This window comes from Methyloceanibacter methanicus (assembly GCF_001723285.1).
Lineage (GTDB): Bacteria > Pseudomonadota > Alphaproteobacteria > Rhizobiales > Methyloligellaceae > Methyloceanibacter > Methyloceanibacter methanicus.
In genome coordinates, this window is the sequence record NZ_LPWG01000005.1 from 38,338 (window position 1) to 53,395 (window position 15,058).

Annotated in this window: 13 protein-coding genes and 1 pseudogene; 8 read left to right on the forward strand and 6 right to left on the reverse strand. The window is 65.6% G+C overall.

The genetic code is table 11. The annotated features are described in order from the left end of the window. The first annotated feature begins 77 nt into the window (after positions 1-77). The 7 genes and pseudogenes from AUC68_RS03840 to AUC68_RS03870 all read left to right on the forward strand — a co-directional run bounded on the left by AUC68_RS03840 (position 78) and on the right by AUC68_RS03870 (position 6,555). Positions 78-649: pseudogene (locus tag AUC68_RS03840) on the forward strand (nicotinate-nucleotide adenylyltransferase). A 175-nt stretch (positions 650-824) separates the two neighbouring features. After that, entirely contained in the window at positions 825-1,235 is a 411-nt protein-coding gene (gene rsfS / locus AUC68_RS03845; protein WP_083240377.1) for a ribosome silencing factor, read from the forward strand. 39 nt (positions 1,236-1,274) lie between these two features. Beyond that, on the forward strand, positions 1,275-1,760 hold the full coding sequence (rlmH, locus tag AUC68_RS03850; RefSeq protein WP_069436434.1) for a 23S rRNA (pseudouridine(1915)-N(3))-methyltransferase RlmH: 486 nt from the start codon (positions 1,275-1,277) through the stop codon (positions 1,758-1,760). Between the two features lie 84 nt (positions 1,761-1,844). Beyond that, a complete protein-coding gene (locus AUC68_RS03855) occupies positions 1,845-3,209 on the forward strand; it encodes a murein hydrolase activator EnvC family protein (RefSeq protein ID WP_069436435.1) in 1,365 nt (454 codons plus the stop codon). Beyond that, the gene (locus AUC68_RS03860) at positions 3,206-4,555 is read left to right on the forward strand and encodes a S41 family peptidase (RefSeq protein WP_069436436.1); all 1,350 of its coding nucleotides are present in this window, start codon (positions 3,206-3,208) and stop codon (positions 4,553-4,555) included. Before AUC68_RS03855 ends, AUC68_RS03860 begins: the two co-directional genes overlap by 4 nt. A gap of 503 nt (positions 4,556-5,058) precedes the next feature. Beyond that, positions 5,059-5,964, forward strand: a complete 906-nt coding sequence (locus AUC68_RS03865; protein ID WP_083240378.1) for a divergent polysaccharide deacetylase family protein — start codon at positions 5,059-5,061, stop codon at positions 5,962-5,964. A gap of 87 nt (positions 5,965-6,051) precedes the next feature. Next, entirely contained in the window at positions 6,052-6,555 is a 504-nt protein-coding gene (locus AUC68_RS03870; RefSeq protein WP_083240403.1) for an RNA pyrophosphohydrolase, read from the forward strand. 48 nt (positions 6,556-6,603) lie between these two features. Here the strand turns inward: AUC68_RS03870 and AUC68_RS03875 are convergent, their stop codons facing one another. From AUC68_RS03875 to AUC68_RS03900, 6 genes are all read right to left on the reverse strand, one after another. Continuing rightward, positions 6,604-7,005: a F0F1 ATP synthase subunit epsilon gene (locus AUC68_RS03875; RefSeq protein ID WP_069436438.1), complete on the reverse strand. Its 402-nt coding sequence runs from the start codon at positions 7,003-7,005 to the stop codon at positions 6,604-6,606. Beyond that, the gene (gene atpD, locus AUC68_RS03880) at positions 7,005-8,492 is read right to left on the reverse strand and encodes a F0F1 ATP synthase subunit beta (protein ID WP_083240379.1); all 1,488 of its coding nucleotides are present in this window, start codon (positions 8,490-8,492) and stop codon (positions 7,005-7,007) included. The genes AUC68_RS03875 and atpD overlap by 1 nt, the downstream gene beginning before the upstream one ends. Before the next feature lie 19 nt (positions 8,493-8,511). Then, the gene (locus AUC68_RS03885) at positions 8,512-9,399 is read right to left on the reverse strand and encodes a F0F1 ATP synthase subunit gamma (protein WP_069436439.1); all 888 of its coding nucleotides are present in this window, start codon (positions 9,397-9,399) and stop codon (positions 8,512-8,514) included. An 8-nt stretch (positions 9,400-9,407) separates the two neighbouring features. Next, the gene (gene atpA, locus AUC68_RS03890) at positions 9,408-10,937 is read right to left on the reverse strand and encodes a F0F1 ATP synthase subunit alpha (protein ID WP_069436440.1); all 1,530 of its coding nucleotides are present in this window, start codon (positions 10,935-10,937) and stop codon (positions 9,408-9,410) included. Then, entirely contained in the window at positions 10,937-11,497 is a 561-nt protein-coding gene (locus AUC68_RS03895; protein WP_069436441.1) for a F0F1 ATP synthase subunit delta, read from the reverse strand. The genes atpA and AUC68_RS03895 overlap by 1 nt, the downstream gene beginning before the upstream one ends. A 248-nt stretch (positions 11,498-11,745) precedes the next feature. Beyond that, positions 11,746-13,860, reverse strand: a complete 2,115-nt coding sequence (locus tag AUC68_RS03900) for a primosomal protein N' (protein WP_342027447.1) — start codon at positions 13,858-13,860, stop codon at positions 11,746-11,748. A gap of 203 nt (positions 13,861-14,063) precedes the next feature. Here AUC68_RS03900 and AUC68_RS03905 point away from each other — a divergent pair, with 203 nt between their 5' ends. Beyond that, entirely contained in the window at positions 14,064-15,023 is a 960-nt protein-coding gene (locus AUC68_RS03905) for a tyrosine recombinase XerC (protein ID WP_069436442.1), read from the forward strand. Positions 15,024-15,058: the final 35 nt, after the last annotated feature.

Genomic DNA, 15,058 nt, shown 5'->3' on the forward strand with positions numbered 1-15,058 from the left:
CACGTGCGATGAACCCGGGGGCACCTGAGGATTTGCGCGCGCCGATGGATTTGCGCGCGCCGATGGCGGCGCCCGGCATGCGGATCGGTCTCCTCGGCGGGTCTTTCAATCCCGCCCACGCGGCGCATCGGCAAATCAGCCTCGCGGCCCTGAAACGGCTGGGGCTCGATCAGGTCTGGTGGCTCGTCTCGGCCGGCAATCCGCTGAAGGACCTCTCGGACCTGCCGCCCGTCTCGGAACGGGTGCGCCATGCGCGGGCCGTGGCGAACCATCCGCGAATCATCGTCACGGGATTCGACGGCGGCACCGGCACCCCCTACACGGCCGATTTGCTCGCCGCGCTTGTCCAGCGTTACCCGCGCGTGGATTTCGTCTGGCTCATGGGCGCGGACAATCTCGCCACGGTTCACCGCTGGAAATCCTGGCCCAAGATCTTCCAGCTCGTTCCCGTTGCGGTCCTCGACCGGCCCGGCTACCGGCTCAAGGCCCGGGCGAGCAGGGCGGCCCATCGTTTCGCGCGCGCTATGTGGATGAGACCGACGCGGCCGGGCTCGCAAGCTTGCGGGCGCCCGCCTGGACCATCCTCACCCATCGGCTGTCGGGGCTTTCGTCGACCGCCCTTCGCGAAAATGTCTTGGAATCGGACTAGTTTACTAGATCAAGAGCAAGAAGAACCGGCTCCTACTATCTATTGAAACTAGGCCGGCCGGCAGTTTATTGTGAAGGGGTGAAGCGGCATTTGTCGAAGAAGCCCCAAGCGTCGTGCAAGGGACATCGTTTGGAGCCGCTTCCAGGAGCAATGGCAGAAGGAAACCCACGCAAACATGCGCTCACCTAGCGAGGGTACCGAGAACGGTACGCCTCCATCCGGGCTTGCGTCATTCAGCGCCGAGCCAGGAAGACTGCTCAAGGTCGTGACCGACACGCTCGACGGCGCCAAAGCCGAAGACATCGCGGTCATCGATTTGGAAGGAAAGACTTCGATTGGCGACTACATGGTTGTTGCCTCGGGTCGTTCGCAGCGGCATGTCGGCGCCGTAGCCGACCATCTCATCAAAGCGCTCAAAGACGAAGGCTATGGCCGTGCGCGCGTCGAAGGACTGCCCCAGGGGGACTGGGTCCTGATCGATGCGGGCGAGGTCATTGTCCATCTCTTTCGGCCGGAGGTTCGTGAGTTCTACAACCTCGAAAAGATGTGGTCCGCGGACCGGCCCATGGAGCGATTGGTGGTCTGAGCAAGAGATCGCCACCGGCACGCGCGGCGGAGGTTGGCTATGCGTCTGCTGATCGCCGCGGTCGGTAAGCTCAAGCAGGGACCAGAGCGTGAGCTCTGCGCCCACTATCTCGGCCGCGCCGAAGCTCTCGGCCGCAATCTCGGGCTGTCGCCGATTTCCGTCGTCGACCTTGCCGAATCGCGCGTGCAGGACGCGCCCGGGCGCCGCTCGGCCGAGGCCGAGGCGCTGCTGACGAAACTTCCGGAGGACTTTGCCGTTATTTGTCTGGACCCGCGCGGCGCGTTGCTTTCGAGCGAGGCCTTCGCGGACGAACTGGCGGCGCGCCGGGACGATGCCGGGGCCCCGGGGCTTGCCTTCGTGCTCGGCGGCCCCGACGGGCTCGGACAAGGGGTCATCGACCGCGCGGGCCTGTCGCTGTCGCTCGGGCCCATGACGCTGCCGCACGGACTGGCCCGGGTTGTCCTCGCGGAGCAGATCTACCGGGCCATGACGATCTTAGCGGGGCATCCCTATCACCGGGCGTAAGGGCCGAAAGGTTAAGGATTCTTAAGGCTGCTGCCTTTATTCTGCCGCTTCCCTCCGGTGCCATCGACTGAACGGCCAGGACGCATGGCGCACGACGAGCGACGAATTTTCACCTCTCGAAACATTCGCGCCGCCCTAATTCTTGGGGCGCTGCTCGTGGTGCCTATGGGGACCGTGCTCGGACAGGAGGATCTGTCTCGGGACGAAGCCAAAAAGCGTCTCGACGAGACCGAACAAGAGTTGAAATCCAGCAAGGTCAGGGCCGAAGGCCTCACCAAGGACCTTGCGGCTCTGGCAGAAGAAAGGGCACGGCTCAAGACCGAATTGATCGAGGCCGGCAAACGCGTTCAGGCGAGCGAAGCGACGCTCTCCGAAACCGAAGGCGAACTTGCCGAACTGACGGAACAAGTCAACGTCATGCAGACCTCGATCAACGAGCGAAAGACCGCGATTGTGACCATGCTGAGCGCCATGCAGAGAATCGGGCGGACGCCGCCTCCGGCGATCGTCACACGGCGCGACGACGCGTTGAAGGTCGTGCGCGGCGCGATGCTGCTGGCCGAAGTCTATCCGGAACTCAAATATCAAGCCGACAGTCTGACGGAGAGCCTCCAGGACTTGTCCGCGATCGAGGAGCGCGTCCGCGCCGAACGCGACGCGCAGCGCAGCGAGGCCGATCAGCTCGCGGCGGAACGCGAACGCCTCGACCAGCTGATCGCCGAGAAGAAGTCCAGAGAGACCCGCGATCAGGAGGAGCTCACTGCGCTGACGGAGTCGGCGCAGACACTGGCCTCCGAAGTCGAGAGCCTGAGCGACCTGGTCAAGGTGCTGGACGAGAAGATCGCCAAGGCCGAGGTCGCACAATACGACGCCGAACTTGCGGCGGAAAAGGCGCTGCAGGAGCGGCTGCAGCAAGAGGTCCTGCCCACGCCCGGAAACGAGCGGGTGGTCGAGCTCAAGCCGGAGTCCACGAAGGTCGCATTCGCCAGTCCGGACCGGCTGAAGCCGGCCATGTCGTTCGACGACGCACGAGGCAGCCTCAGGCTTCCGGCGCAAGGGCGGCAGACCCACCGCTTCGGCGACAAGGACGCCGCGGGCGGGGCGGTCCAAGGCGTCTCGCTACAGACCCGTGCCGAGGCCCGCGTCACGGCGCCGGCGGACGGCTGGGTGGTCTATTCGGGCCCGTTCCGGTCCTATGGCCAACTCTTGATCATCAACGCGGGCGGGGGCTATCATATTCTGCTCGCGGGGATGAGCCGCATTGATGTTAGCCCCGGCCAATTCGTTCTTGCCGGCGAGCCGATCGCCGTCATGGGCAACGCAGTGGCGCCGGGCAATCGCGGCGACCAGAATTCACGCCCCGTCCTCTATGTCGAATTCAGAAAGGACGGTCAGCCAATAGACCCCGGCCCATGGTGGGCCGAGGCATCCGAGAAGGTACAAGGATGATGCGGAAGTCCGAATACGCTCTGTGGGCGCTCTTGGTGGTTGCGGTGATTGCCGCGGGCACGACGATGGTGAGCCTTGCGCGAAGCCCGTCTGCCTCCGCCGCGAATTCGGAGATCTACAAGCAGCTCGACCTGTTTGGCGAGGTGCTGGAGCGTGTTCGGGCGGACTATGTGGAAGAACCCAAGGATGCCAAGCTGATCGAATCCGCGATCAACGGCATGCTGACGGCCCTCGACCCGCATTCGGCCTATTTGAACCCGAAGCACTTCCGCGACATGCAGGTGCAGACCCGCGGTGAGTTCGGTGGGCTCGGCATCGAAGTCACCATGGAGAACGGCGTCGTCAAGGTTGTGTCCCCGATCGAGGACACGCCAGCCGCGCGGGCCGGCCTCATGAGCGGCGACCTCATCACCCATCTCGACAAGGAGCAGATCCTCGGCCTGACGCTTCAGGAAGCGGTCGAGAAAATGCGCGGGCCGGTCAATTCGCCCATCATGCTGACAATCGTGCGGGAGGGGGTCGAAGACCCGTTCGAGGTGAAGGTCGTTCGCGACATGATTCACATCAACCCGGTGAAGTACAACGCCGAGGGCGACGACGTCGGCTACATCCGGATCACGACGTTCAATGAGCAGACCACCGAAAATCTGGTGAAGGCCGTCAATGACCTCGAGAAGCAGCTTGGGTCGAACCTGAAGGGCTACATCATCGACCTGAGAAACAATCCCGGCGCGCTGCTCGACCAGGCCATCTCGGTGTCGGACTCGTTCCTCGATCAAGGCTCGATCGTTCTGACGCGCGGGCGCAACCTCGAGGAGACTCAGAGGTCCAATGCGCGCAAGGGCGACATTACGGACGGCCAGAAGATCGTGGTGCTGATCAACGGCGGTTCGGCTTCGGCCTCGGAAATCGTCGCGGGCGCGCTCCAGGATCACAAGCGTGCCACGGTGATCGGGACGCGCTCCTTCGGCAAGGGCTCGGTGCAGACCATCATCCCGCTGGGATCGAGCGGTGCCTTGCGGTTGACCACGGCGCGTTACTATACGCCGTCCGGACGCTCCATTCAGGCCAAGGGCATCGATCCCGAAATCCTGGTCGAGGAGGAACTCCCCGAAGAGTTGAAGAAGAAGCAGGACGTACTCGGGACCCGCGGCGAAGCCAATCTGCGCGGCCATCTCAAGAACGAGGCCACCGAGGAAGCCGAAGAAGAAAAATCCGGCAGCTCTTCCTACGTGCCTGAGGACAAGGAAAAGGATACGCAACTCAACTATGCGCTCGACATCTTGCGCGGTATTAAGTCGGTGGACGACGCAGCGTTGAAGCAAAAAGCGGAGGCGGCCAACTAGACCGCCAGCTTGCGACGCAAAAGGCCGTGGGAGGTCCGCAAAGCGGGCTTGGCCGGATGCCTCGTGATGGACTAGCGTTGATGGACTAGCCTTGGCACAAAGGCGGTAACCAGGCGGTCCGGCTTGGAAGTGGGGAGGACGACAACATGAAGGCCACAGAATGAAGGCCCTAGCGCTCGCTTCGGGGATTGTATTCTGGACCTTGGTGATTGGCGTCACGGCGCTGATTTTCCTGTCCGGGCCCGAACCTGCCGAAGTCGTGCAGATCGACACCGCCCCATCGCCGGCGCCCGCCGCCGGCAGTCCCAGTTCCATCGGCCTGCCCCCCGGTTTTTCGGTGACAGGGCCCGCCATGGGGCCCGCCGGTCCGCGTCCGCCCGGCGCGCCACAGCCCGGGGCGCCGACACTGGCCCCGCCGGGGCAGGGCACGAATATGGTGCCCATGGCGCCCGGTCAGGTTCCGCCGCCGCCACCGCTTCCGGGGCAGAGCGGCGCGCTGGACGATGAGAACGAGAGTGTGGCGGCCGCCGCACCCGCACCGCAACGCGTGCCTCCACGTCGCCTTGGCCAGCCTCGTGCCAGGCATCGATCGGTCGACGGAAGACCCGTTGCCCGAGGCGCCTCTGCCGGCCGTGGTCGAAGAGTCGCCGTACGGTCCGTTGCCGAAGGTCGCCGACGACGGCAGCCGGCCCGCCGACGTCTATGCCCGGCCCTCCGACTATGCGGCCGTGGACGGCGGGCCTCCGCGTGTCGCCGTGCTCCTCAACGGCTTGGGTGTTCCCGGGGCGGCCGACGGCGACATCATCAAGGGGCTGCCGCCGCCGGTGAGCCTCGCCTACGGCGCCTACGGGCGCGGCCTCCAGGAGCGAGTGACAGAGGCTCGCGCGGCTGGGCACGAGGTCTTCCTCGCAATTCCCCTGGAGCCCGAAGACTACCCCTCGAAAGATCCTGGCCCCCACGCTCTCCTCACGACCCTCCCGCCAAAAGACAATATCAAGCGCCTGCAATGGGCGATGTCGCGCTATGCCGGCTATATTGGCGTGACGAACTATATGGGCGCGAAGTTCCAGTCGGACCTCGGCTCGATCGCCCCCGTCTTCGAAGACTCAAAACGCCGCGGCCTTCTCTATCTCGCCGATGGCAGCACGGACGGTTCGGTCACGGGCCGCGTCGCGACGGCGCTCGAACTCGAATACGACGTGGCTGATGTCCATCTCGACAATGGGCGGATGGATCGTCAGCTTGCAAAGCTCGAAGCGGCGGCGAAAGAGAACGGAACCGCGATCGGTGTGGCCAAGGCCGCGCCGGGGACCGTCAAGCGGATCGCCGATTGGGCCGGGTCGCTGGAAGGCAAAGGTCTCGTGCTCGTTCCGGTGAGCGCGGCCGTCCGGACACCGCGCCAGGGCTGACCTTTGCATCTTGCGCCCGCGCGGCGGCTGGTGTCTCTTCCAACGGTGTCCTGCGACTGCAACGCTCAGCCCATCAGTACCTCGACCATGACCGAACCGTCCTCACTGCCTTACCGCCCTTGCGCGGGTGTCATGCTCTTGAACGCCGACGGGCACGTATTCGTCGGGCGGCGCTCCGAGCGCAAAGGCGCCTCCGAGGGTGAGGGCCGATGGTGGCAAATGCCCCAAGGCGGGATCGACAAGGGCGAAGAGGCCGAAGACGCCGCGCGGCGCGAGCTATGGGAAGAGACCGGCGTGCGCAATGCCACGTTCCTGGCTCAGACCGAGGACTGGCTTGTCTATGACCTGCCCGCCGAGCTCGTGGGCGTGGCCTGGAAGGGCAAGTATCGGGGTCAGAAACAGATGTGGTACGCCGCGCGTTTCGAAGGGGCCGAGCACGAGATCAATTTGAAGCCGCGACCGGACCACAAGGCGGAGTTCGATGCGTGGCGCTGGGTGCCGATGGCCGATCTGCCGGCGCTCGTGGTGCCGTTCAAACGCGCCGTTTACGCGACGGTCATCGAGACCTTCGCGTCCCTCAGCCTCGAATAGCGACGCGGGCTCGGCATCCGTCGCGCCGCGAGGCTTCAGAAGACGCTGCTAGGCGGTGAGGGCCGCCTGGACCTGCCGCAAATGCTCCAGCGTCATCTGGGCCCGATCCTTCGCCTCGCCGGACAGATCGGCCACGTCCTCTTCCGCATCGGAAATGGCTTGCGTGAGGTGGGCCGGATCCATGTCGTCGAGATCGATGGCCGTCTCGGCCAGGACCGTGAGGCCCGCCGGGATCACCTCGGCGAAGCCGCCCCGGGCAAAGAAGCGCTGCCGCTTGCCGTCCGGAAAGTCGAGCTCGAGCAGTCCGGGGCGGAGCGTCGTGATGAGCGGGGCGTGCCTGGCCATAATGGTCATGTCGCCCTCGGCGCCCGGCACGAGCACCTGCTCAACGTCGCCCGAGAACAGCAATTTCTCGGGCGATACCAGTTCGAACTTGAACGGATCGGGCATTACGCGGCCTCGGCTGCCAGCTTCTCGGCCTTGGCGATGGCCTCGTCGATCGTTCCGACCATGTAGAAGGCCGCCTCGGGCAGGTGATCGTACTCGCCTTCGCACAGGCCCTTGAAGCCGCTGATCGTGTCGGCAAGGTCGACCAGCACGCCGGGCGAGCCGGTGAAGACCTCGGCCACGTGGAAGGGCTGTGACAGGAAGCGCTCGATCTTGCGCGCGCGGGCCACGGTGAGCTTGTCCTCTTCGGAAAGCTCGTCCATGCCGAGAATGGCGATGATGTCCTGCAGGGCCTTGTAGCGCTGCAGGATCTCCTGCACCTGGCGGGCCACCGCGTAGTGCTCCTCACCAAGAATGCGCGGGTCGAGCATGCGCGAGGTGGAGTCCAGCGGATCCACGGCCGGGTAGATGCCCTTCTCCGCGATCGTCCGCGACAGCACGGTGGTGGCGTCCAGATGCGCGAACGAGGTCGCCGGCGCCGGGTCGGTCAGGTCGTCGGCCGGCACGTAGATGGCCTGCACGGAGGTGATCGATCCCTTCTGGGTGGTGGTGATGCGCTCCTGCAGGGCGCCCATGTCGGTGGCGAGCGTCGGCTGATAGCCCACGGCCGAAGGAATGCGGCCCAAGAGAGCCGACACTTCCGAACCCGCCTGCGTGAAGCGAAAGATGTTGTCCACGAAGAACAGCACCGTCCTGCCTTCGTCACGGAAGGACTCGGCGACCGTCAGACCGGAGAGGGCCACGCGGGCGCGGGCGCCGGGCGGCTCGTTCATCTGGCCGTACACGAGCGCGCATTTCGAACCCTCGATGGAGCCCTCTTTCGGGTCCTTGTTCACGCCGGACTCGATCATCTCGTGATAGAGGTCGTTGCCCTCGCGGGTCCGCTCGCCGACGCCGGCGAACACGGAATAACCGCCATGGGCCTTCGCGACGTTGTTGATCAACTCCATGATCAGCACGGTCTTGCCCACGCCCGCGCCGCCGAACAGGCCGATCTTGCCGCCCTTGGCGTAAGGGGCGAGGAGGTCGACGACCTTGATGCCCGTAACGAGAATTTCCGATTCCGTCGCCTGGTCCACATAGGCCGGGGCCGGTGCGTGGATCGGGCGGGAGTCCTTGGTCTCGATCGGCCCGAGCTCGTTCACCGGCTCGCCGATGACGTTCATGATGCGGCCCAGCGTCTTCGGGCCGACGGGAACGGCGATCGGCTCGCCCGTATCCACGACCTGCTGACCGCGAACCAGGCCCTCGGTCGAGTCCATGGCGATGGTGCGCACGGTGTTCTCGCCGAGATGCTGGGCGACTTCCAGAACGAGGCGGTGCCCCTGGTTCTCCGTTTCGAGCGCGTTCAAAATCTCCGGCAGGTGCTCGTCGAACTGCACGTCGACCACGGCGCCGGTCACCTGGCGAATCTGGCCCTTGGGCCCTTTGCCCTCGGCGATCCGCTTCTCCTGCTTCTTGGTTTCTGCCACCACGGGTTTGTTTGCCATCGTTCCGTTCCTTGACTGACTAGAGGGCCTCGGCGCCGGAGATGATCTCGATCAGCTCCTTGGTGATTTGGGCCTGGCGGGTCCGGTTGTAGTTCAGCGTCAGCTTGCCGATCATCTCGCCGGCATTGCGCGTCGCGCTATCCATGGCACTCATGCGCGCGCCCTGCTCGGACGCGGCATTTTCAAGGAGTGCCTTGAAAATCTGGGTCGTGATGTTGAGCGGCAGGAGATCGGCGAGGATGTCCGCTTCCTCCGGCTCGTATTCGTAGATCGCCCCCTTCGAGGTCCACCCCGCCTTCGTCGCCTCGGGAATGGAGGCGGGAATGATCTGCTGGGCGGTCGGGATCTGGCTGATGACCGACTTGAACTCCGAGAAGTACACAGTCGCCACGTCGAATTCGCCGGCCTCGAACATGGCGCGGACCTTCTGGCCGACCTGATCGGCATGTTCGAAGGTCAATTGCTTGATGCCGCGAAACTCGACGGTATCGACGATCAGCGCTTTGAACTGACGGCGTAACTGGTCGTAGCCCTTCTTGCCGACGCAGAGGATCTTGACCTGCTTGCCCTGTCCGGCCAGCGCCAGAATCTGCTCGCGCGCTTTGCGCACGATGGACGAGTTGAAGCCGCCGCACAGACCGCGCTCGGAGGTGCAGACCACCAGGAGGTGCACGTCGTCCTTGCCCGTCCCCACCATGAGGGGCGTACCGACGCCCTCGAGGCCTTCGAGAGCCTTGGCGAGATTGGCAAGCACGGCCTCCATGCGCTCGGCATAGGGGCGGGCGGCTTCGGCCGCCATCTGCGCCCGCCGAAGCTTCGCCGCGGCCACCATCTGCATGGCCTTGGTGATCTTCTGGGTCGCCTTAACCGAGGCGATGCGGTTCCGAAGCTCCTTCAGCGAGGCCATGGATCAGCTCACGCAAAGGCTTTGGCGAATTTGTCGGCGGCGTCTTTCAACTTGTCGCCGGTCTCGTCGGAGATCTTCTTCTCGTCCCGGATGGTGTCGAGAATGTCCTGGTGCTCGGTGTGCATGAAGCGCAGGAACTCGTCCTCGAAGCGGCCGACATCGGATACGGCCAGCGGATCCAGATAGCCGTTCACGCCCATATAGATGGAGACGACCTGCTCCTCGACCTTCAGCGGCGAGAATTGCGGCTGTTTGAGAAGCTCGGTCAGGCGCGCGCCGCGGTTCAGCAGCTTCTGCGTGGTGGCGTCGAGGTCGGAGCCGAACTGGGCGAAGGCAGCCATCTCGCGATACTGGGCCAGCTCACCCTTAATCTTGCCGGCGACCTGCTTCATGGCTTTGACCTGCGCCGAGGAGCCCACGCGGGACACCGACAGACCCACATTCACCCGCGGGCCGGATGCCTGGTAGAACAGGTCCGTCTCCAGGAAGATCTGGCCGTCCGTGATCGAAATCACGTTGGTCGGAATATAGGCCGACACGTCGTTGGCCTGGGTTTCGATCACCGGCAGAGCCGTCAGCGAGCCCGAACCGTTGTCGGCGTTGAGCTTGGCCGCGCGCTCCAGCAGGCGGGAGTGCAGGTAGAACACGTCGCCCGGATAGGCCTCGCGTCCTGGCGGCCGGCGAAGCAGGAGCGACATCTGGCGGTAGGCGACGGCCTGCTTGGACAGATCGTCGTAGTTGACGAGGGCGTGCATCCCGTTGTCGCGGAAATACTCGCCCATGGTGCAGCCGGTGAACGGCGCCAGGAACTGCATGGGCGCCGGATCGGAGGCCGTGGCAGCAACCACGATGGAGTAGGGCAGCGCGCCGTTCTCCTCGAGGACCTTCACGAATTGCGCGACAGTCGAGCGCTTCTGGCCGATGGCCACATAGATGCAGTAGAGCTTCTCGGATTCATCGCCGCGGTCGTTGACCGATTTCTGATTGAGGATCGTGTCGAGAATGATCGCGGTCTTGCCGGTCTGACGGTCGCCGATGATCAGCTCGCGCTGGCCGCGGCCCACCGGGATCAGCGCGTCCACGGCCTTGAGGCCGGTCTGCATGGGCTCATGCACGGACTGGCGGGGGATGATGCCGGGCGCCTTCACGTCCACGCGGCGCATCTCGGTGGCTTCGATCGGGCCCTTGCCGTCGATCGGATTGCCGAGACCGTCGACCACGCGGCCCAGAAGGCCCTTGCCGACCGGGGCTTCCACGATGTTGCCCGTGCGCTTGCAAATGTCGCCTTCGCCGATGTTCCGGTCGTCGCCGAAAATCACGATACCGACATTGTCGATTTCCAGGTTGAGGGCCATGCCCGGCGTGCCGTCGGCGAATTCGACCATTTCACCGGCCTGAACGTTGTCGAGGCCGTAAACGCGGGCGATGCCGTCACCGACGGAGAGCACTTGGCCGACCTCGGCCACTTCGGCTTCCTGCCCAAAATTCTTGATCTGGTTCTTGAGAATCGCGGAGATCTCGGCGGCTCTGATATCCATTAGCCAACCTCTTTCATGGCGTGCTTGAGACGGGTGAGTTTGGTTTGAAGCGAGGTGTCGATCATGCGGCTGCCGACCTTCACCGTGAGGCCGCCGAGCAGGCTCGGATCGACACGCTGATCGAGCATGACGTCCTTGCCGAGGGCGGCCTTCAAGGCCTGCTTCAGGGCTGTAATTTGGGTGTCGTTGAGCGGGGGCGCCGAGGCCACCGTGGCGCTCATCTCGCCCCGATGGTCGGCGAGGAGCGCGCGGAACGCCGCGATCATCCCCGGCACGGCGAAAAGCCGGCGGTTCTTCGAGACGAGGAGCAGGAAATTCTTGGTGAGGCCGTCGATCTTGACTTCTTCGAGGACGGCTTGGAGCGCCCGGCCTTGTTCCTCGGCGGAAAACATGGGGCTTCTGACGAGCCGTGCGAGGTCTTCGGAAGCGTCCAGTGCCTGGCCGAACCGGGTAAGATCGGCCTCGATCTTCTCAAGTGCCTTCTCCTCGAGCCCAAGCTCGAAAAGCGCGGTGGCATAGCGGCCTGCAACGCCCGATACGGTATGTTCCTCAGCTGCCACGTCCCTCAAGCCTTTCCCTCGCGGGCAGGCGCGGGTCAACGCCCTCCTACCCTCTTATAGCCCGGTAAATGCTGGGATTAGAGCCCCCGCGTCAACGGTAAAATGCCCCGAAAAAGGCCCCGCTGAACCACTCTTTGGACACCCCGCGCAGCCTGTAACATAGGGGTGACGGCGGTGCAACATAGGCGGGCGATTCTGATGCCGCACGCGCGCGATTTCGGACCCGTCCCGGCGGAACGGCGCCCCCCTCAGAGGAAATTGTACGGATCGATATCGATCGCGAGGCGGATCGAGCCACGCGCTTTGGGCGCGTCCGCCATCCAGAGCCGCAAATAGGCCTGGATGTCGGCCTCGCGCGGCGCCTTGACCAGGAGCCGGAAGCGATAGCGGCCCCGGATCACTGACAGCGGCGCTTCGGCGGGCCCCAGGACCTGGATCGTCTCGGCGGGCGGCGCGGCTCGCGCGACGGCCCGGGCATGGCTTTCCGCGGCGGCCCGGTCCGTGCCCGATATCAGAAGAGAGGCGAGCCGGCCGAACGGCGGCATGCCCGCCTCGCGCCGCCCTGCGATCTCCTGGGTGTAGAAGGCGTCGCGGTCGCCGGCGACCAGGGCCCGGATGACCGGGTGCTCGGGCATATAGGTCTGGAGCAGGCCGCGTCCGGGAATCGCTTCGCGGCCGGCCCGCCCCGTGACCTGGCTCAGAAGCTGGAAGGTCCGCTCGGCGGCGCGCGGGTCTCCTTGGGCGAGGCCAAGATCGGCGTCCACCACGCCTACCAGCGCCAGCCCCGGGAAGTGGTGCCCCTTGGCCACGAGCTGGGTGCCGATGACGATATCCACCTCGCGGTCCTCGATCTCGCGCAAGGTCTCGCGCAGGTCCGCGATGCGCGGGGTGAGGTCCGACGAGAGGATCGCGCGCCGCGCTTCCGGGAACAGCGCTTCGACCTCTTCGGCGATCCGTTCGACGCCCGGGCCGCAGGCGACGAGGGAGTCCTCGGCGCCGCAGCTGGGGCACGCCTCGGGCAGGGGCGCGAACTTGCCGCAATGGTGGCATTCGAGCCGGTGGCGGAAGCGGTGCTCCACCATCCAGGCGGAGCAATTGGGGCACTCGAAGCGATAGCCGCATTTGCGGCACAGCGTCAGCGGCGCGTAGCCCCGCCGGTTGAGGAACAGCAGGGCCTGCTCCCCGCGGGCCAAAGTCTCCGCCATGGCTTCGGTCAGGACCGGCGACAGCCAGGACCCGCGCTCGGGCGGGGACTTCCGCAAATCGATGGCTTTGAGGTCCGGTAGCCCCGCGGCCTTGTAACGGGCGCGCAAGGGAATATGCCGGTAGCGGCCTTGGGTAGCGTTGACCAGGCTCTCGATGGATGGTGTCGCCGAGCTCAACACGACCGGACAACCGCCGAGATGCCCGCGCACCACGGCCATGTCGCGGGCCTGGTAGGAGACGCGGTCGTCCTGTTTGTAGGCCTGGTCGTGCTCTTCATCGACGACGATCAGCCCGAGATTGGGGAAGGGCAGGAACAGCGCCGACCGCGCCCCGACCACCAGCTGCGCCTTGCCCTTCGCGACCGCGCGCCAGGTGCGGCCGCGCGCCGACTGGGTGAGCCCTGAGTGCCATTCCGCGGGCCGTGCCCCGAAGCGCTCCTCGCAGCGGGCGAGGAAGGCGGACGTCAGCGCAATCTCGGGGATCATGACCAGCGCCTGCTTGCCGGTGCTAAGCGCCTGGGCGATGGCTTCGAAATAGACCTCCGTCTTGCCCGATCCCGTCACGCCGTCCAGCAGCGTGACGGTGAAGCCGCTGGCCGTGTTCTCGAGCAGCTGTTCGGCCGCCTTGGTCTGCTCTCCCGAGAGCGTGGCGCGGAGCAGGGACGGGTCGAGCTCTTGCGCGATCGTATCCGGCAGGGGCTCGGCGACGAGGGTGCCCGCGTCCACCAGGCCGTCGATCACGCCGGGACTGACGCCCGCGGCTTCCGCCAGAAGCGATTTCACCCAGATCAGCCCGTTCTCCGCCGTCTCCAGCACACGTGTCCGCGCCGGCGTCATGCGCTCGGGCGGCGGCCCGGCCAGGCGCACCCCGTAGCGCGGCGCCGGAGGCTGGAAGGCGGCGCTGGCGCTCATCATCATGCGCAGGACCATGCCGGCCGGGGTCAGCGTGTAGTCGGCGACCCATTCGGCGAAATCCATGGAGATGGGCGGGAGCGGCGGCACGTCGTCCAGCACGCCGAGAAGTGCGCGGAGCTTGGCTCTCGGGATCTTCGGCGCGGGCGCCCCTTGCGGCCGCCGCCAGACCGCGGCGATATAGTTGACCGGGCCCAGCGGGGCGACCACGAAGGATCCCGGCCGTACCGGCACGCCCTCGGGCACGAGATAATCGTACGGGGCGGCAGCGCGAGCGGGACCAGCACCGGGACCGTGTCGGGCGCGGCCTCGGGGATCAGCAGGTCCTGCTCTGGTTCGCGCTTGGCCAAGGCCCGGCGTTTCCGTTGCGGTTCGCCAGCGTTGAGGTTAGCTGGGGGTTAACGACTCACCGCGCCATAGTAGCGCGAGTGCTATCGTCGGGGAGCGTGATGGCTTCGAGACCTCAACAATTGGCGGAAATCGGCACGGCGCCGGACGTGGCGGCCGCCGTGAACGCTTGGCTGGCCTATCTCACCACCGAGCGCGGTCTCGCCGCCCATACGGTCGAGGCCTATACCCGCGACCTCGGGCAGTTCCTCCGCTTCCTCGGCCATCATTTCGGCGGGGCGCCGGACATGGCCGCGCTGCTGGCGCTGTCGGCGCGCGATGTGCGCTCGTTCCTTGCTTTTCGCCGCGGTCAGGATGTGGGAAGCCGCAGCCTTTCCCGCACCTTGAGTGCGCTGCGCTTGTTCTTCCGGTTCCTGGAGCGGCGCGGCTACGGCAAGAACGACGCGGTCCGTGCGGTTGCCATGCCGAAGCTGCCCCACGCGGTGCCGAAACCGCTTCCCGAGCCGAAGGCGGCCGCCCTCATGGAGAGTGCGGACATCGCCGCGCCCGACGCGCCGGAATGGACTCTCGCCCGCGACACCGCCGTGCTGACACTGCTCTACGGTTCGGGTCTGCGCATTTCCGAGGCGCTGTCGCTCCAGGTCGCCGATGCGCCGATCAAGGGCCGCGACACACTTCGCGTGACGGGCAAGGGCAACAAGGCGCGCGTGGTGCCGGTGCTGCCGGTGACGCGCGCGGCGATCGAGCGTTATCTCGATCTCTGCCCCAGCACGCTCCGTCCGGACGATCCGCTTTTCATCGGCGTCCGGGGCAGGCGGCTTTCCCCGCGCATCATCCAGCTTCGCCTGGAGAAGGCGCGGGCCGCGCTGGGGCTTCCGGCTACGGCCACGCCCCATGCGCTCCGCCACTCCTTCGCCACGCATCTCCTGGGCGCTGGCGCCGACTTGCGGGCGATCCAGGAATTGCTCGGTCATGCGAGCCTCTCGACCACCCAAGGCTATACGGAGGTCGACCGCGCCCATCTTCTGAAGGCCTATGAGAGCGCCCACCCAAGGGCTTAGAGCTCAAGGGCTTATAGAGCTCAAGGGCTTATGGA

Excerpts from the sequence above, each read along its gene's own strand:
- rlmH (WP_069436434.1), top strand. The coding sequence starts at position 1,275 with ATGCGTCTGCTGATCGCCGCGGTCGGTAAGCTCAAGCAGGGACCAGAG.
- rsfS (WP_083240377.1), top strand. The coding sequence starts at position 825 with ATGCGCTCACCTAGCGAGGGTACCGAGAACGGTACGCCTCCATCCGGG.
- AUC68_RS03885 (WP_069436439.1), bottom strand. The coding sequence starts at position 9,399 with ATGGCCTCGCTGAAGGAGCTTCGGAACCGCATCGCCTCGGTTAAGGCG.
- AUC68_RS03905 (WP_069436442.1), top strand. The coding sequence starts at position 14,064 with ATGGCTTCGAGACCTCAACAATTGGCGGAAATCGGCACGGCGCCGGAC.
- AUC68_RS03875 (WP_069436438.1), bottom strand. The coding sequence starts at position 7,005 with ATGCCCGATCCGTTCAAGTTCGAACTGGTATCGCCCGAGAAATTGCTG.
- atpA (WP_069436440.1), bottom strand. The coding sequence starts at position 10,937 with ATGGATATCAGAGCCGCCGAGATCTCCGCGATTCTCAAGAACCAGATC.
- AUC68_RS03855 (WP_069436435.1), top strand. The coding sequence starts at position 1,845 with ATGGCGCACGACGAGCGACGAATTTTCACCTCTCGAAACATTCGCGCC.
- AUC68_RS03860 (WP_069436436.1), top strand. The coding sequence starts at position 3,206 with ATGATGCGGAAGTCCGAATACGCTCTGTGGGCGCTCTTGGTGGTTGCG.
- AUC68_RS03865 (WP_083240378.1), top strand. The coding sequence starts at position 5,059 with ATGAGAACGAGAGTGTGGCGGCCGCCGCACCCGCACCGCAACGCGTGC.
- AUC68_RS03870 (WP_083240403.1), top strand. The coding sequence starts at position 6,052 with ATGACCGAACCGTCCTCACTGCCTTACCGCCCTTGCGCGGGTGTCATG.
- atpD (WP_083240379.1), bottom strand. The coding sequence starts at position 8,492 with ATGGCAAACAAACCCGTGGTGGCAGAAACCAAGAAGCAGGAGAAGCGG.